This is a genomic window from Janthinobacterium sp. TND4EL3 (assembly GCF_900156175.1).
Classification (GTDB): domain Bacteria; phylum Pseudomonadota; class Gammaproteobacteria; order Burkholderiales; family Burkholderiaceae_D; genus Janthinobacterium.
Genome location: NZ_FTMV01000001.1, coordinates 108,545 through 130,455 on the forward strand (window position 1 = coordinate 108,545; position 21,911 = coordinate 130,455).

Below are 21,911 nucleotides of genomic sequence, written 5' to 3' on the forward strand. Positions count from 1 at the left end.
GGCTAGCTCGTCAGCGGCGGCACGGGGGCGGGCGCCGGGGCGGCGGCCACCGCCGGGATCAGCGGCGCCTCGGACTGCGCCGGCACGGTGCTCAGCACCATGGTGCTGGGCTTGGCGATCGCGATATGCGCCGCGTCCAGGCGCTTGAGCAGCTCGAACAGCAGGGCGCTGCGGATGCCCGACGTCAGGCGCGGCGACGAGGCATAGCCGGTGGCGTTGAACAGCAGCAGGCCGTTGTCGATACCGTCGAGCTGCACGCTGGGCGCCGGCGTGTCGAGCACGTCGGGATTGTCGACAAACGCGGACAGGATCAGCGCGCGCGCCGCCTGCGCATCCGTGCCCAGCGGCAGCGGCAGCTTGACCTGCACCAGGCCGAGGGGATTGGCCAGGGTCACGTTGCGCACCGTCTTGGTGATGAATTCCGAGTTCGGCACGATCACCGTCGAACGGTCGCCCAACTGGATTTCCGTGGCGCGCACATTGATGCGGCGAATATCGCCTTCCACGCCGCCGAGCGACACCCAGTCGCCCACTTTCACGGGGCGCTCGGCCAGCAGGATCAGGCCGGAAACGAAGTTCTGCACCACGGCCTGCAAGCCGAAGCCGATACCCACCGACAAGGCCGACGCCACCCACGCGATGCGTTCGAGGCCGATGCCGGCCGCCGACAGGGCCAGCGCCACGGCCAGCACGCCGCCGATATAGCCGAACAGGGTGATGAACGACACTTGCATGCCGGAATCGAGATTGGTGGTCGGCAAATAGCTGTTTTGCAGCCAGCGCTTGAACAGGCCCAGCGCAACGAAGCCGACGACCAGCACCAGCAGCGCCTGGATCAGGGCCGACGGGCGGATCGCCACTTCGCCGATGGCCAGGCCATCCTGCAGCTTGCCGACGCGCTGGAACAGCTCGCCCGGCCCTTCGCCGAACGGCGCCAGCAGCAGCATCAGCGCCAGCAGCACGACGATGGCGCGGCCGATGCCCGACAGCAGCACGGCCGCCTGGTCGCGCGCCTTGGGCGTGGCCAGCACGGGGTTGACGGCGTCCGGCGGCGGCGGCGTCGAGGCCAGCAGCATGCAGATATCGTCGACCAGCACCGTCAGCAGATAGGTGCTGCCCACCACCACGATGACCCAGGCGATTTGCTTGGCAACAAAACTGCCGAAGGCCACATAGCCGACCAGCAAGCTGATGACGCTGGATGCCAGCGCCAGCCACAGCAGCACCGTGACGCAGCGCAGCCACAGCGGCGTGAGCAGGGTGGCGGGGTCGGCCTCGCGCAGCTGGCGCCAGCAGCGCTCGGCGCGCATCAGGCCATAGGCGATCGTCGTGCTCATCACGAGGGCGACGATGCAATTGACGGCCACGGCCGTCGATAGCCCCGCGTTGATGACGATGGTGACGCGTTCCGTCGCCCACACGAGCACGACGATGAAGGAAAACATCGACGGGAAATTGCGCATGCGGTGCGCCAGCGCGTCGGGCAGCGGCAGCAGCCGCCACGAGACGCGCCACGGCGACAGCAGCGCATGACCGAGGCCCGCCGTAAAACCGGCAAAACAGATGATGCCGATCAAGCTGCTGAGGAAAGTCGAGGTTTTTTCGGACAGGCCGCCCTCCCACCGCAAGCCCATGGCCAGCAATTCCGCCACCAGTCCCGGCGTGGCGGCCGCCAGCACCAGCACGGCCAGCGCATGCAACGAACGGCGCAGGCGGCCATGCGGCACGCGCGTGGCCGTCACCACCAGCAGGTAGCGCGAAGCCCAGATGCTGGCGCCGATCACGGCCACGATGCCCGCCAGCAAGCCGCCCCAGGCCGACCACGGCGTGGCGCGCGCCGCGTTCGCCAATTCCCCCTCCAGCGCCCGTAGCCGCTGCAGATTCTGCGGCAATTCCGCATGCAGCTGTTTCCAGAAAGAACCGGCCAAAATCGAGGCCGTGCGCTCGCCCAGACGCGCCTGCAGCTGCGCGCGGCGCGCCGTCGACACCTGCTCGGACGCCTGCGTCGCTTCCACGGCCAGCAGGCGCGCCAGCTTGACCTGCGCGTCGAGCGCGCTGCTGGTGCGGTCGAGCTGGCTGCGCTGCGCTGCCACGTCCGGGGCATCTTTCGTGCCCGCCGCCGGCTTGCCCAGCTCGGCGAGCCGCGCCTGCACGCTGGCGAGCGTGGGCGCGAGCGAATCGGCCACCTTGTCGGCCTCGGCGCTGGCCGCCAGCGCGTCGGCGCGCATCTGCGACAGGGTCGCGTCATCGAGGTCGGCGTCGCCATCGAGCGCCTTCTGGATGCTCGTGATCTGCTTGCGCAAGCCGTCGAGGCGCTGGTCGGCCGTGGCGGCATCGTCGACGGGTTGCGACCAGGCGGCAGGTGTTGATAGGGAACAAGCCAGCAGCAGGCTCAATAGCAGCGGCAGCAGCCAGCCGCGCCAGCGCGGGCGCGCGGACAAGGAGTGGGAGGGAGGGAATGAAATCATGCGGTCCTATGGGCCAGGTCAATACGGGTGAAAGCGGAACGGCATCGCCGGCAGGCGCAGCAGCAAAGAGCAGCGGCGGCCGGCAGCGGGGCGATGGGTGTTACGGGAGTTGCTGAACTGTACGGCAAACAGCGACAGACTAGCGCACTCCTGCGATAGATGGCGGAAATTTTCGTGCGGCAAGAAGTTGCAGGATATAGATGAGCATGTCCGCGCAAGCACGCAGCGAATTGCCAAACGAAAAAGCAAGGAATTCGCTGAGCGAATTCCTTGCTTTTCACCAAAACTTCGGTACTTCACCAGCCGGCTAGGCGATTTCCCTTCGGATGATTTCCGCACCGGCACTAAGCGCATGCAATTTGCCTCTTGCCACGCCACGCGCCAGGGGCGCCATGCCGCAGTTGGTGCTCGGGTAGAGCTTGTCGGCATCGACAAAGCGCAGCGCCTTGCGCAGGGTGTTGGCGACTTCTTCCGGCGTTTCTATGGTATTGCTGGCCACGTCGATGGCCCCGACCATCACTTTTTTGCCGCGTATGAGTTCAATCAGGTCGATGGGCACACGCGAGTTGTGGCATTCCAGCGAGATGATGTCGATATTCGACTGCTGCAGCTTGGGGAACGATTCCTCATATTGGCGCCATTCTGACCCCAGCGTATTTTTCCAGTCCGTATTGGCCTTGATGCCGTAACCATAGCAGATATGCACGGCCGTTTCGCATTTGAGCCCTTCGATTGCCCGCTCCAGGGTGGCGATGCCCCAATCGTTCACTTCATCGAAGAACACATTGAAGGCGGGTTCGTCAAACTGGATGATGTCGACGCCGGCCGCTTCCAGTTCCCGCGCTTCCTGATTGAGGATCCTGGCAAATTCCCAGGCCAGCTTTTCGCGGCTTTTATAGTGGCTGTCATACAGCGTATCGATCATCGTCATCGGACCTGGCAGCGCCCATTTGATCGGCTGCGTGGTTTGCTGGCGCAAAAATCTGGCGTCGTCGACAAACACCGGCTTGGGGCGGCTCACGGCGCCCACGACGGTCGGCACGCTCGCATCGTAGCGGTCACGAATCCGGACGGTCTCGCGTTTGTCGAAATCGACGCCGCTCAGGTGCTCGATGAACGTGGTGACAAAATGCTGGCGGGTCTGCTCGCCATCGCTGACGATATCGATGCCTGCCTGCTGCTGCTCCTGCAGCGACAAGCGCAAGGCATCCTGTTTGCCCTCGATCAATTCCTCGTCCTGTAATTTCCACGGCGACCAGAGTTTTTCAGGCTGCGCCAGCCAGGAAGGTTTGGGCAAGCTGCCGGCAGTGGAAGTAGGTAACAATTTTTTCATGATGGTGGTTTCGTGTATGGTGATTAATCAACGAGCGTGGCGGCAGCCCACTGTTCAAGAAGATGCTTGTAGGGCTTGATGAAGTGCTCTTCCGTATATTTGCCCTGCTTGACAGCCAGCTCGCTGCGCTCTTCGCGGTCATAGACGATTTGCGTCAATGAATAATCCTGATTCTTCAGGCTGGGCTGATAGCATTTGCCCGCCGCGGCATTGGCGTTGTAAATCTCGGGCCGATAAATCTTCTGGAATGTTTCCATCGTGCTGATGGTGGCGATCAGCTCCAGATTGCTGTAGTCGGCCAGCAGGTCGCCGATAAAATAAAACGCCAGCGGGGCGGCACTGTCTGGCGGCATGAAATAGCGCACCTGCATGCCCATTTTTTCGAAATAGGCATCCGTCGAGGAGAACTCATTTTGCTGATACTCGACGCCCAGGATGGGATGCTGGTTGTCCGTGCGCCGATAGGTCTTGCTGCTCGATGCGCTGAGGCAGATCACCGGCAGCTTCTTGAAGTGCTCTTTGTAAACATCGGATCGGACAAAGTGCTTGAACAGCTTGCCATGAAAATCGCCGAAGTTCTCTGGCGTGCTGAAGGTGGATTTATTATTGTTGTGCTCTGGCAGCAGCACGCTGAAGTCGTAATCGCGCACGTAGGACGAGAAGTTATTCCCTGCGATGCCGTCGATGCGTTCTCCGGTTTTTTGATCAACAATATTCGGCTTCAATATCTCGATCAGCGGAATATTGCCGCCTTGGACATCGATATTCAACTCGACGGAAATGATTTCGAGCTCGACAGAGTAGCGGTCCGCCTTCGGGTTGTCCCAGTGCGCCAGGCTGTTGAAGCGGCTGTCGATCATTTTCAGGGTATTGCGCAAGTTCTCCTGGCGGCTCGTTCCCCTGGCCAGATTGGCAAAGTTGGTCGTCAGGCGCGTGTTATCCGATGGATGATAGTTTTCATCGAAAACAATGCTCTTGATGCTGAATATGAAATCGTTGCTCATGGTGATCTGCTGTCCTGAATTCTGAGAAAGAATGAATGTGTTGATTGCTTGGCGACCGGGTTGATGCGTATCAGGCGGCGGCCAGCTCTTGCGTCGTGGCCGAGCTCGCAGGGCGCGTCAATGCGATCAAGGGCAAGGCCCGCTGCACCGCCAGTGCGGCCCGCTGGATCAAGGCCTCGTCCTGCAGACGGTAGTCGAGGAAATCCTTGTCGGTCGCGTAGACGCCCAGCGGCAAGGTGCGAGCCTGGAAGAAGCTGAACAGCGGCCGCAACTGGTGATCGATCATCAGGGCATGGCGCTCGCTGCCGCCGGTGGCCGCCAGCAACACTGGCTTGTCGATCAAGGCGTCCTGATGAATGAAGTCGAAGAAGTGCTTGAACAGCCCCGTGTAGGCGCCGCGATAGACCGGTGTGGTCACCACCACGATGTCCGCTTGCTCGACGGCAGCAAGTTCGCGCTCCACCGTCTCGGGCAGCTGCGAGCGCCAGACGGCGCCGGCCAGTTGCGGTGCCAGCTGGCCCAGTTCGACCAGGCGTTGTTCGCACAGCACTTCATCGGCGATCAGGTCCATCAGGTGCTCGGCCAGGGCTGCCGCCTTGGACGGGCGTTGCAGTCCGCCGGAGACGGCGACTAGACGCAGTGGACGTGTCATGTTTGCTTTCATAGGGAGTGATGCGCGAGGGCGAAGAATGCCGGCAACAGGGAAGTGGATGATAGCGGGAGGAATCGATGAAGTATAATGGTCATATTTCATACATCCATGAATATGGCTCATTCCAATGCTTGAACGCATCCACCTCAGCATCGTCCAGCAGGTCGAAAAACAAGGGTCGTTGACGGCCGCCGCAGGCGTGCTGCACCTGACCCAGTCGGCCCTGAGTCACAGCATGAAAAAGCTGGAACAGCAGCTGGGTACCGACGTCTGGCTGCGCGAAGGGAGAAATTTGCGCCTGACGCAGGCCGGCCAGTACCTGCTGGCGGTGGCGAACCGGGTGCTGCCGCAGCTGGACCTGGCCGAAGAGCGCCTGGGGCAATTCGCGCAGGGCGAGCGCGGTGCGCTGCGCATCGGCATGGAATGCCACCCCTGCTACCAGTGGCTGCTCAAGATCGTGTCGCCGTATCTGGCCGCCTGGCCCGACGTGGATGTGGACGTCAAGCAAAAGTTCCAGTTCGGCGGCATCGGCGCGCTGTTCGGCTACGAGATCGACCTGCTGGTCACGCCCGACCCGCTGTACAAGCCGGGGCTGACCTTCGAACCCGTGTTCGACTACGAGCAGGTGCTCGTCGTGGCCAAGGGCCATGCGCTAGCCGGGGCGGCGTATGTGCAGCCGCAGCAACTGACCCGGGAAGTGCTCATCAGCTACCCCGTCGACATCGAACGCCTGGACATCTACAACCAGTTCCTCTTGCCGGCCGGCGTCACGCCGAAGCGGCACAAGGCCATCGAAACGACCGACATCATGCTGCAGATGGTGGCCAGCGGCCGCGGCGTGGCGGCCCTGCCGCGCTGGCTGGTCGAGGAATATGCGGCCAAGATGGACGTGGTGCCGGTGCGGCTGGGCGCGCGCGGCATCGCCAAGCAGATCTTCCTGGGCGCACGCGAGACGGACACGGCCATCGACTACGTGCGCGCCTTCATCGCACTGGCGCGCCAGCCTGTCGTTGCGCAGGGAAGCTAAGCGCGCACGCCTGTTCGCCGGGGCCGGCTACCGCGCGCCTTCCATGGCTTCCACGGTGTCGAAAAGATGCGCCAGCGCGCTTTCCATGGCGCCGGCCGTAGCGTCGCCGCTCTGGTTGGTGATGATGAAGACGCCAAGCTGATACTTGGGAACGACGTAGGCGTAGCTTTGCGCACGGGGCACGCCGCCATGGTGCACGTAATGCGTGCCCAGTTGGCGATTGTTGCCGATGTTCCAGAAATAGCCGATGCTGAAGTCGTCCTGAAAGCGGACCAGCGGCTGGTGCGATTCGACGACGGCGGGATGGGTGCTCAATTGCAGGCGCAGGTATTTCGCCATGTCCGGCATCGTCGACTTCAGGTTGCCTGCCGCCCCCCAGGGCAGTTGCGGCATCGGCGTGGTGACGGCGGGATTGTCGCTGTGGTAGCCGGGCGCCAGCCGGCCGGCATCGTTGGCGGTGATGCTCAGCCTGGTATCCTGCATGCCCGCTTCGCGCGCAAGCCATTGCGTAAGCAGGGCTGCATAGGGCATGCCGTAGATTGTTTCGAGCGTGTGCGCCACGAGTTCCGTACCGGCGCTGGAATAGGCGTAGTCCTTGCCGAGCGGACCTTGGATGCTGACGGTGTGCAAGTCCTGCCAGAATTGCCGTTGTCCGTAATCGGCGTAGGCGGCATTGAGCTTGGCCGGCGTGGCGTGTGCCGTGAAATCCTTCAGGACCGTGTTGACCTGCAATGGCAGCATGCCCGGCATATTGCTCGTGTGCGTGATCAAATGGCGCAAGCGTATGGGCTCCCCTTGCGACTGCAGGTTCGGGTAGGCGGCCGGCAGGTACGTTTGTATGGGATCGTCGAGCGCCGCCTTGCCGTCGAGCACGGCATTCGCCAGCAGCAGACCGGCAAAAGTCTTGCTGACCGAGCCGATTTCATACAGCGTCGTATCGTCCGGCGGATTGGCTTTGCCGGTCTTCAGCTCGCCTTGATGCAGCATGAATTGCTTGCCGCGATACACGACGGCAATCGAGGTCGCGTGCAGCAATGGCGATTGCAGCAGGGTGGTCGCGGTCTGGCGCATGGCCGCAGGAACGTCGTGCGCAGGTGCCGTGGCAGCGGGCTTGCAAGCTGCCAGCACGAGGGTCATTCCAGTCATGATTGCGGCGAGTTTGGTCATCATGCGCACCATCAAAGGGGGAGGGGCATTCTCGCACAAGGGATTCGGCGGCGGCAGAAAAAAGACACGCGCCTGGTTTCCAGATTAAAAGAAAACGCCACCCGGAGGTGGCGTTCATGCTGGATGGTCCGGGTGGCGCCGGCCCGGCTTATTCCACCGTCACCGACTTGGCCAGATTTCTTGGCTTGTCCACATCCGTGCCGCGCGCCAGGGCTGTGTGGTAGGCCAGCAATTGCAAGGCGCACACGTGCAGGATCGGCGACAGATCGCCGTAGTGCTCGGGCAGGCGGATCACATGCAGGCCTTCACCCGAGTTGATGCGCGAATCGACGTCGGCAAAGACGTACAGCTGGCCGCCGCGGGCGCGCACTTCCTGCATGTTCGATTTCAGCTTTTCGATCAGGGCGTCATTCGGTGCGATGGTGACGACCGGCATTTCATTCGTCACCAGGGCCAGCGGGCCGTGTTTCAGCTCGCCGGCCGGATACGCTTCGGCGTGGATGTACGAGATTTCCTTCAGCTTTAACGCGCCTTCCAGGGCGATCGGGTAGTGCATGCCGCGGCCCAGGAAGAGGGCGTTTTCCTTGCGCGCGAATTCTTCGGACCAGGCGATGATCTGCGGTTCCAGCGCCAGCACGGAAGCGATGGCGACGGGCAGGTGGCGCATGGCTTTCAGGTGCGCCGCTTCCTGCTCTTCGGACAGGTGGCCATTGACTTGCGCCAGGCACAGCGTCAGCAGGAACAGGCCCGCCAGCTGCGTCGTAAACGCCTTGGTGGAGGCCACGCCCACTTCCACGCCGGCGCGCGTGATGTAGGCCAGCGCGCACTCGCGCACCATGGCGCTGGTGGCCACGTTGCAGATGGTCAGGGTGTGCTGCATGCCCAGGCTGCGCGCATGTTTCAGGGCGGCCAGGGTATCGGCCGTCTCGCCGCTTTGCGAAATGGTGACGACCAGCGTGTTCGGGTGCGGCACGCTGTCGCGGTAGCGGTATTCGCTGGCCACTTCCACGCTGACAGGCACCTTGGCGATCGACTCGATCCAGTATTTTGCCGTCATGCCCGCATACGAGCTGGTGCCGCAGGCGAGGATCAGCACGCGGTCGATCTGCTTGAAGATTTTATAGGCGCCGTCGCCGAACAATTCCGGCATGATGGCCGTCACGCCTTCGAGCGTGTCGCCGATGGCGCGCGGCTGTTCGAAGATTTCCTTCTGCATGTAGTGGCGGTACGGGCCCAGCTCGGCCGCGCCCGTGTGCGCATGCACGGTTTTCACTTCGCGCTCGACGGGCTTGCCATCGACATCGACGATCCAGCAGCGCGACAGTTGCAGGTCGACCACATCGCCTTCTTCCAGGTAGATGATCTGGTCGGTCGTGCCGGCCAGCGCCATGGCGTCGGACGCGACGAAGTTTTCACCGTTGCCCAGGCCGACGATCAGGGGCGAGCCCTGGCGCGCGGCCACGACGCGGTGCGGCTCGTCGCGGCAGAACACGGCGATCGCGTACGCGCCGTCCAGGCGCTTGACGGCCTGCTGCACGGTCTCGAACAGGTCGCCGTTATACATGTGCTCGACCAGGTGGGCGATCACTTCCGTATCCGTCTGGCTCTGGAAGACGTAACCCAAGGCCGTCAGTTCGGCGCGCAGTTCGTCGTGGTTTTCGATGATGCCGTTGTGCACCAGCGCCACGCGGGCGTTTTCTTCCGTCGGGGAAAAGTGCGGGTGGGCATTGAACGAGACAGGGGCGCCATGCGTGGCCCAGCGCGTGTGGGCGATGCCCGTAAAACCGCCCAGGCCTTCTTCGCCGATCTGCTTTTCCAGCTCGGCCACGCGCGAGGTGGAGCGCGAACGCTGCAGCCGGCCGTCGGCATGCAGGGCGATGCCGCAGGAATCGTAGCCGCGGTATTCCAGGCGCTTCAAGCCTTCGAGCAGGATGGGAGTGATATTACGTTGCGCTACTGCGCCGACGATGCCGCACATGGAAACCTCTGTCTAAAAATTCATCAATGCACGCATGCTAATGCAGAGCAGATGAAATATGCTTTCTAAATCTGTGTATTTTTGACCGAATATTTCACATCCATTTTAAGATGAAATATTCTTTCATTTATACTCGACATATTTTCCAATTCATCAAAATCATGAACGAGAACAACATTGCTCTCGACGAGATCGATCGTCGCATCCTGAACGCTTTGCAAGTTGACGCATCGCAAACCAACAGCGAGCTGGCCCAGGCCGTGCATGTCTCGGCGCCCACCTGTTTGCGCAGGGTCAAGCATTTACGGGAAAGTGGCGTCATCGAACGGCAAGTGGCCATCGTCGCACCGCAGCTGGTGGGCGCGCGCCTGACGGCCATCGTCGAAATCACGCTCGACGTGCAGGCGGCGGAACGCATGGCGGAATTCGAGCAGCTCGTGGCGGACGAACCTGCCGTGCTGCAATGCTACCGCGTCTCGCCCGGCCCCGACTTCGTGCTGATGGTGCAGGTGGCCGACATGCCCGCCTACCACGCGCTGGCGCACCGTTTGTTTGCCGCGCACGCCAATGTGCGCAACGTGAAAAGCTATTTTTCCACATTTCGCAGCAAATTCGAGACGCGCATCGCCGTCTGATGGGCCAGGTATCTTTATCCACGGCTTGCGCACAATGTTATACGCGGCTTGCCCACCCTTTATACGGCGCTTTTGCACAGGCTTATGCACAGGGCTGTGACAGCAAACAGCCGATGACAGCATGCTTTTTTCCATTGAACGGACTGGCGGGCCGCCAGCCCCCCGCGCAATCAAGCCCCCCCTTATCAAAAGTCAGATCTCTCGGAGGAAACAAGGTGACTTTTGCACCGTTTTCACACAGCTTGCCAACAGGCTTTTGCACTACTTATCGACAGGTTTATCCACAAGCATGCACGGACGGCAAGTTCAGGGACGCCCTTGCGCGTCGGTATTCTCATCGTCGGGGAAATCCCTGCCGGCCGACAAGCGGCGTGGCAAGCGGTGCATGCCGTCCATGGTAAGCTGCCCCGCCATGAAAATCCTGTTCGCCATTGGCCTGATTCTCGCCGCCCTGCAAGCGCTTCCCGGACACGCGGCAGCCGCAGCACTGGTATTGCCGGCCGATGGCCGGCCCGTCTCTGCCAGCGGCCACCTGCAGATGCTGCGCGATACGACCGGCCAGTTGGGACCGGACGCCGCGCTGGCGGCATCGGGCTGGCGCCCGCTGCCTGGCCCCGTCAGCGCCGGCTACACGCAGGACGCGATCTGGCTGCGCCTGGACGTGGCGCGCGCAACGCAGTCGCCCGACGAATGGGTCTTGCGGTTTAGCAATGCCGTACTCGATGACGTGCGCCTGTACCGCCAGGATCAGGCAGGCCACTGGCTCATGCAGCAGGCGGGCGCCGACGTGGCCCACGATGCCTGGCCCATCGATGCGCGCCAGGCAGTGTTTCCGTTTCAATTGCAGGCGGAGCAGCCGCAGCGCTGGCTGGTGCGCCTGCACAGCAAGAAAGCCATGTCGACGGAGCTGACCTTGCTGCCCAGCGCCAGCTTCGACGCTTCCTCGCGCCGCGAATATCTGTATTACGGTTTGCAATTCGGCAGCTATTTACTGCTGATACTGTTCCATGTCTTTTTCTGGCGCATGACGCGCGAAGCCCATAGCGGCTGGTATCTGCTGTATGTGCTGACCAACGCCACGACGGAAGCGCTGACGATCGCCATTCCGCAGCAGATCTTCGCCATGCCGAACTGGCTGTCCGACCCCATGCTGGGCATGTCGATGGCGATGTCGATCGCCGTCGGCGCACGCTTTTCCACGCTACAACTGGAATTGCCCGCGCTGTATCCGCGTTTCAGCCGCGCCGTGGTGGCGGCGACGGCTGTTGCGGCGCTGTTCGGCGCACTGCTGGTACTGGGGGGCAACTATGCGGCGGGCGTGCTTGTCGTGCAAATGACGGCCTTGCCATTGATCGTGCTGTTCATCGGCCTGGCCAGTTGGCTGGCGCTGCGCGGACATCGGCCGGCGCACGCCTTCCTATTTATTTTCGGCATCTTTTACGCGGGCGTGGTGATCAGTTTCCTGCGCAATATGGCGATCGTGCCGCCGAATTTCTGGACCAACCATGCGGCCACCCTGGGCGCCTTCGTGCACATGATGCTGATGAGCCTGCGCCTCAACCGCCGCTATGCCGAATTGCGCCGCGCCAAGGACCGGGCGCAGGCCGAGGCCGTGCGCGCCGTGCAGGCCCTCAATGAACGGCTGGAAGAGCAGGTGGCCCTGCGCACGACGGCGCTGCAGCAGGAAATCGGCCGGCGCGCCGCACTCGAGGGTGAATTGCGCACGGCCCTGGCGGTGGAAACCCGTACGCGCGAAGAGCAACTGGATTTTGTTGCCATGGTGTCGCACGAATTTCACACGCCATTGGCCATCATCAATACGACGGCCCAGCAAATCGCCCGCAATACGGATGCGACCAGGGAAAAAACCCTGCAGCGCTGCCAGAACCTGCGCGAAGCGAGCGGCCGCATGACCGCGCTGGTGGACGAATACCTGAGTGCCGACCGCATGGAAACGAGCGCGGCGACGTTCCGTCCCCAGCCATGCGACTTGCGCGCCCTGCTGACAGCCGTGCTGGCCGAGTGGCCGGAAGGACGCATCGAGGCCAGCGTGCAGGCGCTGCCCGACAACATCGTGGCCGACGCCAGCCTGCTGCGCGTAGCCCTGCGCAACCTGCTCAGCAATGCCGACCGGCACGCGCCGCAGACCCAGGCGATCCGCATGCAGGCCGCCACGCTCGGGGACGGCCGCGTGCAGATTGTCGTCAGCAACGAGGGCGAGCCGCTGCCCGCCGATGAAATCCCGCGCCTGTTCCAGAAATACTTCCGTGGCCGCATCGCCCAGCATAAGCCGGGCGCGGGGCTGGGCCTGTACCTGGTGCAGCGCATCGCCACACTGCACGGCGGCCAGGTCACGCTGGCCAGCGCCGGGGCCAACGGCACCATCAGTTTCGCCCTGCACCTGCCGGCTTGAGATGATGCCGATATTGACTTGATATCAAACAATACTTATCCACCCCCTTTCCAGGCTCTTGTCCACAGACTTACCCACAAGATGGCTTCAGGCAAAATGGGCGAGGTGGCACTTATCCCCATTTATGCAAAGGCTATGCACGGCTTATCCTCAGGCTTATGCACAAACTTACCCACAATGGATCGGTAAACCGGCTCGCCGGGCAGAAAAATGCTGAAAATCCAAAGGAAGGGAAGCGCAAGGCGCATGACAGGCGAGTCCGGAAATTTTACACACAGCTTGTCCGCAGGCTTGCCCACAAGCTTATCCCGCACTTGCTGATAGGCTTACCCACATAGTTATCCACAAACAAAAAGGCTATGTCACCGTCAGGTGTGGGCATGCATCCAGCGTTGCTTTTAATAACGCTTCTGGCGAGCGGATACGGCTGGCATCGCGTATCGAGCGCCATGCCAGTTGGCCTGCCATGTACAGTCAGACAGCCGGGACGGAGCAGGATTCCAGGAAATCCCCTACTTGACGGGGACAGAGCCAATAAAAAAGGCAGGCCGCAAGGCCTGCCTGTGTGCCAAAGTGGACTTTCTGTTTACTTCTTGATTTTCACGGGACGCGTCCAGCCGTCGATGGTCACTTGCCGCGCGCGCGAAACAGTCAGCTTGCCTGCCGGCGCATCCTTCGACAAGGTCGTGCCGGCGCCCAGGGTGGCGCCCTTGCCGACGGTGACAGGGGCGATCAGCTGGCTGTCGCTGCCAATGAAAGCGTCGTCCTCAATCACCGTGCGGAACTTGTTCACGCCATCGTAGTTACAGGTGATCGTGCCGGCGCCGATGTTGACCTTCGAGCCGATGGTGGCGTCGCCGATGTAGGCCAGGTGGTTGGCCTTGCTGTGCGCGGCGATCTGGCTGTTTTTCACTTCCACGAAGTTGCCGATATGCACGTCTTCCGCCAGCACGGCGCCGGGGCGCAGGCGCGCGTAGGGGCCGATGAGGGAAGCGGCGCCGACGACGGCGTCCTCGAGATGGCAGAAGGGCTTGATGTGCGCGCCGGCCGCCACCGTGGTGTTGATGATCACGTTGTTGGCGCCCACGCGCACGCCGTCGCCCAGTTCCACGCGGCCTTCGAACACGCAGCCGACGTCGATGGTGACGTCGCGGCCGCAGATGAGTTCACCGCGCACGTCGATGCGGGCCGGGTCCAGCAGGGTCACGCCCCGTTCCAGCAAGGCTTGCGCGATATTGTTCTGGTGGATGCGTTCGAGCTGGGCCAGCTGCACCTTGCTGTTGACGCCCGCCACTTCCCACACGGCAGCCGGGTGGGCCGAAGTGACGGCCACGCCATCGGTGACAGCCTGGGCAACGATATCGGTCAGATAATATTCCCCTTGAGCATTATTGTTCGACAGGGACGACAGCCATTTCTTCAGGGGCACGGTGGGCGCGACCATGATGCCGCTGTTGATTTCGCGGATGGCGCGCTCCTCGGGCGTGGCATCCTTTTCTTCGACGATGCGCACGATGGCGCCTTGTTCGCGCACGATGCGGCCCAGGCCGAAAGGATCGTCCTGTTCCACCGTCAGGATGGCCAGCTTGTCGCTGCCGGCCGCATCCACAAGTTTTTGCAGGGAAACAGCACTCGTCAGCGGCACGTCGCCGTACAGGATCAGGGTCGGCACCGATTCGTCGAGCAGGGACACGGCTTGCTGCACCGCATGACCCGTGCCCAGTTGCTGCGTTTGCTCGGCGGCGTCGACGGCCAGGCCGTGCCCGGTCTTGTAGTCGTCAAGCAACTTGAGCACCGCAGCGCCCCCATGCCCGTAAATCACGCATAATCGGGACGGCGCCAGGCTGCGCGCCGTATCGATCACATGCGACAGCAGCGGCTTGCCAGCCAGCGGGTGCAGTACTTTTGGCAGCGCCGACTGCATGCGTTTCCCCATACCGGCGGCGAGAATGACAACGTTCATAGACCGTAATTTTTTAAAAGTTAAGAATATGGAAAAGTTTAACACGCACGCCCCCCTCTCCCGCCGCTTTCGCACTGCGGTGCTGGCCATCATGCTGGTCGTCATGGCCGGCTGCAGCGGCTTGCGCCTGGCCTACAACAATGGCGACACCGTGCTGTACTGGTGGCTGAACGCGTATGTCGACCTGGACCGCGACCAGAAGGGCTGGGTGCGCGACGATATCGGCAAGCTGTTCGACTGGCACCGCAAGACGCAATTGAAGGATTATGTGGAAATCCTGCACACGGCCCAGAAGCAGTTACAGGGCAACATCACGCAGGCCGATCTGCTGGCCGACTACGGCGAGATCAAGCACCGCACGCAGACGCTGCTGCTGAAGGCGGCGCCGGACCTGGCCGAGCTGGCCCGTTCGCTCAAGCCGGAACAGATCGCGCAGATGGAAAAGAAGTTCAAGTCGAACAATGACGACTACCGCAAGAAATACCTGAGCGGCGACCAGGAGAAGCGCCAGAAGCTGCGCTACAAGAAAGCCATGGAGCAATTCGAGCTGTGGTTCGGCGGTTTCAGCAGCGAGCAGGAAGCCATCATCCGCAAGGCGTCCGACGCGCGTCCGCTGAACAACGAGATCTGGCTCGACGAACGCATGCGGCGCCAGCAGAATGTATTGAACCTGGTCAAAAAAGTACAGCAGGAAAAGCTCGGCAAGGACGCCACCGTGACCCTGATCAATACCCTGATCAAGGACAGTTTCGAGCGCCTCGAACACTCCGAACGCAAGGCCTTCTTCGACGCTTACCAGGACAGCACGGCGCAGATGGTCTTGACGGTGATCAAGATCGCCACGCCGGCGCAAAAAGCCCACGCCGTCAAGCGCATGCAGGGCTGGATCGACGATTTCAACTCGCTGGCCACGCAAGCCAAATAGCCAGGCAGCGCCAGCAGGGGGGAGGGGGCCATATGCTATAGTGGCCGCCATCAAATTGAAGAAATGGAACGCCTAACAAACCGTAGCGAGCGGCAGTGAGTTGTGGCTAAGAAGCGCAGCTGTGCGAATGCACAGTGAGCATCGCAGGCCGCAAGTCGCGACGCGCAGTAGGTTTTGTTAGGTGTTTCAAATGCCCATGCAAAAGAAAATTAAGAAACCCGCCAAAGTCCCCGTCCACCACGCTCCGCCACCGAACCAGGTGCGCATCATCGGCGGCCAGTGGAAGCGCTCCGTGCTGCCTGTCTTGCAGGCACTGGGCTTGCGCCCGACGCCGGACCGCGTGCGCGAAACCGTGTTCAACTGGATCAACCACTTGCGCGACGGCGACTGGACCAACGCCCAGGTGCTGGACCTGTTCGCCGGCAGCGGCGCACTGGGTTTTGAAGCGGCCAGCCGCGGCGCAGGCTCCGTCACCATGGTCGACACCCACACGCCCGTGATCCGCCAGCTGGAAGAAAACAAGACGAAATTGCGCGCCGAGAATGTCCAATTGCTGCGCGGCGACGCCCTGCTGACGGCGCAAGGCCTGGCAGCGCGCGGCCAGCGCTTCGACCTGATCTTCCTCGACCCGCCGTACCAGCAGGATTTCCTGGCCAAGGTGCTGCCGCTGTGCGCGAATCTGCTCAAGGAAGGCGGCATCGTGTACGCGGAATCGGGCTTGCCGCTGGTCTTCGATGAAACCAGCGCACTGGAAAAGCCCGAGTGGATGGCGCCATGGGAAGTCATCCGCGCCGACAAGGCGGGCACCGTTTATTATCATTTGCTAACTTACAACAAAGTGCCGGCAACTGCCTGAATCTGCCTATAAATGAGGCAAAAAAGCGCCCTGGCCCGAGGCTCAGCACCAAGGTGGTCACCAATTTCAGGCATAATGCGCGTCTATATTGGTGCATCATCAGGGAGCCGCAATGGTTGTAGCCGTTTATCCAGGAACATTCGATCCGCTCACGCGCGGTCATGAAGATTTGGTGCGCCGCGCATCGGGTCTGTTTGACAAGCTGATCGTCGGTGTGGCCGACAGCAAGAACAAGCAACCGTTTTTCTCGCTCGACGAACGCCTGGAAATCGCCAACGAAGTGCTCGGTCACTATCCGAACGTGCAGGTGGAAAGCTTTTCCGGCCTGCTCAAGGATTTCGTGCGCAAGCACGAGGCGCGCGTCATCGTGCGCGGCTTGCGCGCCGTTTCCGACTTCGAATACGAATTCCAGATGGCGGGCATGAACCGCTACCTGCTGCCCGATGTCGAAACCATGTTCCTGACGCCATCCGACCAGTACCAGTTCATTTCGGGCACCATCGTGCGCGAAATCGCGGCGCTGGGCGGCGACGTCTCCAAGTTTGTCTTCCCCTCGGTGAACCGCTGGCTGCAAAACAAGATCGCCGCCAACGCTGCCTCATCGCAATAAGTAAGAGTGAAATCATGGCATTACTGATCACCGACGAATGCATCAATTGCGACATCTGCGAGCCCGAGTGCCCGAATGACGCGATCTACATGGGCGCGGAAATCTACGAAATCGATCCCAACAAGTGCACCGAATGCGTGGGTCACTTTGACGAGCCGCAATGCCAGCAAGTGTGCCCCGTCAGCTGCATCCCCTTCAATCCCGCCTGGCGCGAAAGCCCGGAGCAATTGATGGCCAAGTATGAACGCCTGCAGGCGGAACTGCCTGCCGCCAAACCCTGAGCATTTCGCCCTCGCCCCTCCTGCGTGGCGCCAGCTTCTGCCAACTGTTCTACACTGTGTGCTGACGTATCCGCAGCACACGGTTTCACGGAGGTAGAAGATGCATATCAGCACATCCCGTTTTGGCCTCTCCCTGGCAGCCGCCTGCCTGTGCGCCGGCCTGGCGCAGCCTGCGCTGGCCGTCGACGTGGGCGGCGTCAAGCTCGACGAGACGGTGCACCTGGCCAGCCGTGAACTCAAGCTCAACGGCGCCGGCGTGCGCTACAAGATCATCTTCAAGGTCTACACGATCGCGCTGTACCTGCCGGAAAAGAAAACCCAGCTGGACGACATCCTGGCGCTGCCCGGCCCGCGCCGCCTGGAAATCGTCATGTTGCGCAATATCACCTCCGACGAACTGGGCCAGGCCTTCATGCAGGGCTTGAAGCGCAGTTCCGACCAGGCCGACCGCACGCGTTTGCTGAGCCAGACGATGCAGTTCGGCGCCATGTTCGAAATGGTGCAGGGCCTGAAAAAGGGCGACATTCTCACCGTGGACTGGCTGCCGGACGAGGGAACCTTGTGCAAACTCAATGGCAAGCAGGTGGGCGACAAGGTGCCGGACCTGGCCTTCTACAATGCGCTGCTGAAAATCTGGATCGGCGCCCATCCGGCCGACACCATCCTGCGCGCCCACCTGCTGGGCGAGGTGGCCTGAAGCACGACGCAGGCGTAAAAAAAGCCGGTGCATGCACCGGCTTGTCTTTCTGCAACAGTTTAACGCTCAGGCACGCGTCGACAGGGCGCGCAGTTCGGCGGCATTGCTGGGCGATACGCCATCCATCTTGCCCAGCGTGCGCTTGAGCGCCTGCGCTTCGCGCATCTGCTGGCGCGCCAAACGCTCTTCGCGGCTCAGCTTGGGACGCACGACCAGTACCATGGCGCGGGCTATGCCCACCAGCAAAGGCTTGAACAGCAGGGCGAAAGCCCCCACGGCCACGATCACCAGGGCGATTTGCAGGGTGTTGAGCAGGGAAATCTCCAGCACGGGTGCGGATACTGCGTACAGGGCGGAGGCGAAGGTAGACATACTGTTCCAGTGCATTATAGAATTTGACGGTACTATAGTGCAGTGCAACATATAAATCTAATTCCATTTCTTGATACCAATTATATGAATCGTGAATGGAAAACTGTAATATTTTTTTACGAGTGAAAATATTCGTGCCCGGCGCGGTTTACACTCTGACTAATTATCTGAATTCAACTTTTATCTTGGGCTTTCCATGAGTTTTCTGACGCTGGATCTGAACTTGCTGCGTGTTTTCGACGCCGTCATGACGGAACAAAACCTGACGCGCGCAGCGGGCCACCTGGCGATGACGCAGCCGGCGGTATCGAACGCCATCAAACGCCTGCGCGAAAGCCTCGGTGACGAATTGCTGATCCGCACGGCATATGGCGTGAAACCCACGCCGCGCGCCGAAGCCCTGTGGCCATCCGTGCGCTCGGCCCTGGCCAGCCTGGAAGCGGCCGTCACGCCGGAAACCTTCGATGTGTCGAAAACGCACGCCACGTTCCGCATGGCCATGGCCGATGCGACAGCCGCCTTCTGGCTGCCCTCGCTGATGCGCTCGATCGAACGCGAAGCGCCGGGCGTCAACGTGCGCATGATGCCGCTGACGACGCGCGAACCGCGGCCCATGCTGCTGCGCGGCGACATCGACCTGGCCGTGGGCTTCTTTCCCGGCGTGGCGGCGCAACTGTCGAGCGAAACGGGTTCGCCCATCCGCCACGAGCGCCTGTATTCCGGCAAATATGTATGCGTGATGCGGCGCGGCCATCCACTGGCCGACAAGGAATTGACCTTGGATAACTATTGCGCGGCCAACCATTTATTGGTGAGCTTTTCCGGCCGGGCGCATGGCTTGATCGACGAAGCGCTGTCGCAGATCCACCGCGAGCGGCGCATCCTGTTGACGGTCAACCAGTTCTTCACGGCAGGCAGAGTTGTCGCCAATTCCGACCTGATCACCGTCTTGCCGCGCCATCTGATCGCCTCGACGGGCATGACGGAGTCCCTGCTGTACAAGGATTTGCCCTTGACCTTGCCGGCCGTGCACCTGGACATGCTGTGGCACGAGCGCGACGCCCGCAGCCCTGCCCACAAGTGGCTGCGCAACCACCTGGAAAGCATGAACACGCCCACGTTACGGACGGCCACGGCGGCCGGCGGCGGCGTGGCGCCGAAGCCGCACGTCGAATAGAACCCGGTACGGAACAAAAAAACGCCTGATGAAAAACATCAGGCGTTTTTTTTATGCGTGAGTGCTGGATCTATAGCCAATTCTAAAGCCGCCCCAGTGCTTGCCCTCGACGTGGATGGGCACCGATAAATCGTGCATGACTTCGCCCGTGTCGCGTTTATAGGTTTGCAAGAGGAAGGGCTTGGTGTTGCTGCCGCAGCGCTTGCCTGTGCGGTCGCTGAAGATGCGCTTGGTACGGTTATTGACCATATCGGTGGCGTAATCGCCCGTCAGCGGCTGCGAGAACTTCTTATTGTGCGTTGGAAAATATCCATTGTTGTCGACGGCGCCCGCATAGGCCAGGTGGGGCAATGCCGCCAGCACGCCTTCCTGCAGGTCCGGCAGCACCTTGTCCGTAAAGGCGTCGAACTTCGTGTTGTGCTTGGGCGGATTGGTGTTCGGGATGGGGCGGTAATGCCGGTCGAACAGGGCTTCGCGCGTAATGCGCCCCGAGGCGATCGCTTGCTCGAACAGTTTGCCCACCTCGCGCGCGGCGCGCCGGGCGGCCTCGCGGATCTCATCGTGCGGCGTGGCCACGTTCGCTTCGCCGAGGGCGCCGGCGATCACTTCGGCCCGCTCGGCCAGGGCCATCGCCGACTGCGTGGCGCGCGGCAATTCGGCATTCGTCGACAGCATGCTGTCGCGGATTTGCCCGATGGCGTCGGCGATCAGCTGCGTCGTCTCGACATGTTCGCGCGAGGCGCGGGCGATTTGCCCGATCTCATCCTCGGACACGCCCGAGGATTCCTCGATATGGCTGAGCGAGCCGTGCACGCTTTCCACGTTGCGCGCCGCTTCCGTCACGCCGCTGGCCAGCGCCGTCATGCCTTGCGCGGCTTTTTCCGCCTGTTCATTGATTTCGCGCACCATCACGCTGATTTCATCGGACGCTTCCTTGGTGCGCTGCGCCAGTTGCCGCACTTCGCCGGCCACCACGGCAAAGCCGCGACCGTGTTCACCTGCGCGCGCCGCCTCGATGGCGGCGTTCAGCGCCAGCAAGTTGGTGCGCGCGGAAATATCGGAAATGGCTTCCGTAAAACCCGTGATGCGTCTGGATTTTTCCTGCAGGCCCAGCATGGCGCTGGAGGCGCCTTGCGCTTCTTCGCGTGCCTTGTTGATGCGGCGCAAACCCTGGTCCACTTCGGCGCGCGCCGCCACGCTTTCCACGCGCACGCCGGCGGCCACCTTGGCGGCCCGTTCCGCATTGGCGGCGATCTTTTCCGTCATCACGGCGTTCTGTCCGGAACTGTCGGCGATCTCGCTGGCCGTGCGCACGTCCAGGTCCACCTTCTGTTTGACGGAATCGACAAAATACGAGGTTTCCGCCGCGCCGATCATGATGGCGTCGATGGCGTGCCCGACGGTGTCGGCAAACTGGTGCAAGCCCGGCTCGCCGCGCGAGCGGCCGGCGAAGGCCAGCAGCGCGGCGCCCGTGACGGCCGCCACGCAGGCAATCAGATAGGGATGGTCGCCGCCGCCCAGCGCCAGCAGCAACAGATAGGCCAGACAACAGGCCACGGCCATGGCCAGAACAGTGAATACAAAGAAACGCACCAGCTGATGCTGCAACTGCTTCATTTGTCCCCCGCTGCGAGAACCCGTCGCCCCTCCCGCGGGGGGAGAGGCCGTAACCGTATGCGCATGGGCACGATTGCCCACCTTGCACCCTGAACCTGACGTCTGCGCGTCGTTTCAGGCGGCTACCGGATGGCAGAATTGTAGTTCTACCCTACAACATTTGTTCCGATAGCTCAATCAGAAAAACGGGAGCACTACACCGCGGTCACTTAATCGGCAATTTGGTGGTGTTTTTGACCTCTTCCATGACGGCATAAGTGTGGGTTTCCCGCACACCTTTTTGCAACAGCGTCTTGCCCAGGAATTCGCGGTAGGCAGCCATGTCCTTGACGCGCGCCTTGACCAGGTAATCGAAACCGCCGGCCACCATATGACATTCCAGTACCTCTGGAATGATTTGTACGCTATGCTTGAAGGCGTCGAACACTTCCGGTGTCGTGCGATCGAGCACGACTTCGATGAATACCAGCAGCGACACGTCGAGCAGCTGCGGGTTCAACTGGGCCGTATAGCCCATGATGTACCCGGATTCGTGCAATTTGCGCACGCGCTCCAGACAGGCCGCCGGCGACAAGTTCACGCGCGCGGCCAGCTCCACATTGCTGATGCGTCCATCGCTCTGCAATTCCATCAAGATTTTCTTACTGATCTTGTCCAGCATTACCATCACCCCCAAATTAATATTATTTGGTTAAATTGTCGCATCAAAAACTATCTATTGCTAGCCCCCTGTATT

Annotated in this window: 19 protein-coding genes; 9 read left to right on the plus strand and 10 right to left on the minus strand. The window is 61.6% G+C overall.

From position 1 onward, the window contains the following. Positions 1-2: 2 nt before the first annotated feature. The 4 genes from BXA07_RS00505 to msuE form a co-directional block, all read right to left on the minus strand. Entirely contained in the window at positions 3-2,468 is a 2,466-nt protein-coding gene (locus BXA07_RS00505; RefSeq protein ID WP_244556136.1) for a DUF3772 domain-containing protein, read from the minus strand. Positions 2,469-2,775: 307 nt separating this feature from the next. After that, positions 2,776-3,801 (minus strand): methionine synthase, encoded by a 1,026-nt coding sequence (locus tag BXA07_RS00510; RefSeq protein ID WP_076564719.1) that lies wholly within the window; start codon positions 3,799-3,801, stop codon positions 2,776-2,778. A gap of 23 nt (positions 3,802-3,824) precedes the next feature. Next, a complete protein-coding gene (locus BXA07_RS00515) occupies positions 3,825-4,805 on the minus strand; it encodes a DUF1852 domain-containing protein (RefSeq protein WP_076564721.1) in 981 nt (326 codons plus the stop codon). A 70-nt stretch (positions 4,806-4,875) separates the two neighbouring features. Further along, positions 4,876-5,457 (minus strand): FMN reductase, encoded by a 582-nt coding sequence (gene msuE / locus BXA07_RS00520; protein WP_076564723.1) that lies wholly within the window; start codon positions 5,455-5,457, stop codon positions 4,876-4,878. A gap of 127 nt (positions 5,458-5,584) precedes the next feature. Here msuE and BXA07_RS00525 point away from each other — a divergent pair, with 127 nt between their 5' ends. Beyond that, a complete protein-coding gene (locus tag BXA07_RS00525) occupies positions 5,585-6,484 on the plus strand; it encodes a LysR family transcriptional regulator (RefSeq protein WP_076564724.1) in 900 nt (299 codons plus the stop codon). A gap of 27 nt (positions 6,485-6,511) precedes the next feature. Here the strand turns inward: BXA07_RS00525 and BXA07_RS00530 are convergent, their stop codons facing one another. Then, entirely contained in the window at positions 6,512-7,654 is a 1,143-nt protein-coding gene (locus BXA07_RS00530) for a serine hydrolase domain-containing protein (protein WP_212592257.1), read from the minus strand. 145 nt (positions 7,655-7,799) lie between these two features. After that, complete coding sequence (gene glmS / locus BXA07_RS00535; RefSeq protein ID WP_076564726.1) at positions 7,800-9,629, minus strand: glutamine--fructose-6-phosphate transaminase (isomerizing); 1,830 nt, start codon at positions 9,627-9,629, stop codon at positions 7,800-7,802. A 161-nt stretch (positions 9,630-9,790) separates the two neighbouring features. Here glmS and BXA07_RS00540 point away from each other — a divergent pair, with 161 nt between their 5' ends. Both BXA07_RS00540 and BXA07_RS00545 read left to right on the plus strand, forming a co-directional pair. After that, positions 9,791-10,264, plus strand: coding sequence for an Lrp/AsnC family transcriptional regulator (locus BXA07_RS00540; protein ID WP_076564728.1), 474 nt, complete (start codon positions 9,791-9,793; stop codon positions 10,262-10,264). Between the two features lie 412 nt (positions 10,265-10,676). After that, positions 10,677-12,677 (plus strand): sensor histidine kinase, encoded by a 2,001-nt coding sequence (locus tag BXA07_RS00545; protein ID WP_076564730.1) that lies wholly within the window; start codon positions 10,677-10,679, stop codon positions 12,675-12,677. A 586-nt stretch (positions 12,678-13,263) separates the two neighbouring features. Here BXA07_RS00545 and glmU read toward each other — a convergent pair. Continuing rightward, positions 13,264-14,640, minus strand: a complete 1,377-nt coding sequence (glmU, locus tag BXA07_RS00550; protein WP_076564732.1) for a bifunctional UDP-N-acetylglucosamine diphosphorylase/glucosamine-1-phosphate N-acetyltransferase GlmU — start codon at positions 14,638-14,640, stop codon at positions 13,264-13,266. Positions 14,641-14,668: 28 nt separating this feature from the next. Between glmU and BXA07_RS00555 the strand changes: the two genes are divergently transcribed. From BXA07_RS00555 to BXA07_RS00575, 5 genes are all read left to right on the plus strand, one after another. Further along, on the plus strand, positions 14,669-15,565 hold the full coding sequence (locus tag BXA07_RS00555; RefSeq protein ID WP_076564733.1) for a DUF6279 family lipoprotein: 897 nt from the start codon (positions 14,669-14,671) through the stop codon (positions 15,563-15,565). Between the two features lie 196 nt (positions 15,566-15,761). Further along, positions 15,762-16,421, plus strand: coding sequence for a 16S rRNA (guanine(966)-N(2))-methyltransferase RsmD (gene rsmD, locus BXA07_RS00560; RefSeq protein ID WP_170909588.1), 660 nt, complete (start codon positions 15,762-15,764; stop codon positions 16,419-16,421). A gap of 112 nt (positions 16,422-16,533) precedes the next feature. Further along, the gene (gene coaD, locus BXA07_RS00565) at positions 16,534-17,031 is read left to right on the plus strand and encodes a pantetheine-phosphate adenylyltransferase (protein ID WP_034752633.1); all 498 of its coding nucleotides are present in this window, start codon (positions 16,534-16,536) and stop codon (positions 17,029-17,031) included. Positions 17,032-17,045: 14 nt separating this feature from the next. Then, positions 17,046-17,312 (plus strand): YfhL family 4Fe-4S dicluster ferredoxin, encoded by a 267-nt coding sequence (locus tag BXA07_RS00570; protein ID WP_070218911.1) that lies wholly within the window; start codon positions 17,046-17,048, stop codon positions 17,310-17,312. 100 nt (positions 17,313-17,412) lie between these two features. Beyond that, the gene (locus BXA07_RS00575; RefSeq protein WP_076564737.1) at positions 17,413-18,009 is read left to right on the plus strand and encodes a chalcone isomerase family protein; all 597 of its coding nucleotides are present in this window, start codon (positions 17,413-17,415) and stop codon (positions 18,007-18,009) included. A 66-nt stretch (positions 18,010-18,075) separates the two neighbouring features. On the opposite strand, the gene BXA07_RS00580 is transcribed toward BXA07_RS00575, so the two are convergent. Continuing rightward, complete coding sequence (locus BXA07_RS00580; protein WP_076564739.1) at positions 18,076-18,381, minus strand: hypothetical protein; 306 nt, start codon at positions 18,379-18,381, stop codon at positions 18,076-18,078. A gap of 196 nt (positions 18,382-18,577) precedes the next feature. Here BXA07_RS00580 and BXA07_RS00585 point away from each other — a divergent pair, with 196 nt between their 5' ends. Further along, a complete protein-coding gene (locus BXA07_RS00585; protein WP_034783859.1) occupies positions 18,578-19,558 on the plus strand; it encodes a LysR family transcriptional regulator in 981 nt (326 codons plus the stop codon). Between the two features lie 51 nt (positions 19,559-19,609). Here BXA07_RS00585 and BXA07_RS00590 read toward each other — a convergent pair whose 3' ends face one another. After that, positions 19,610-21,175, minus strand: a complete 1,566-nt coding sequence (locus BXA07_RS00590) for a methyl-accepting chemotaxis protein (protein WP_076564741.1) — start codon at positions 21,173-21,175, stop codon at positions 19,610-19,612. Between the two features lie 205 nt (positions 21,176-21,380). Further along, a complete protein-coding gene (locus BXA07_RS00595; protein WP_010393827.1) occupies positions 21,381-21,836 on the minus strand; it encodes an Lrp/AsnC ligand binding domain-containing protein in 456 nt (151 codons plus the stop codon). Positions 21,837-21,911 lie beyond the last annotated feature (75 nt).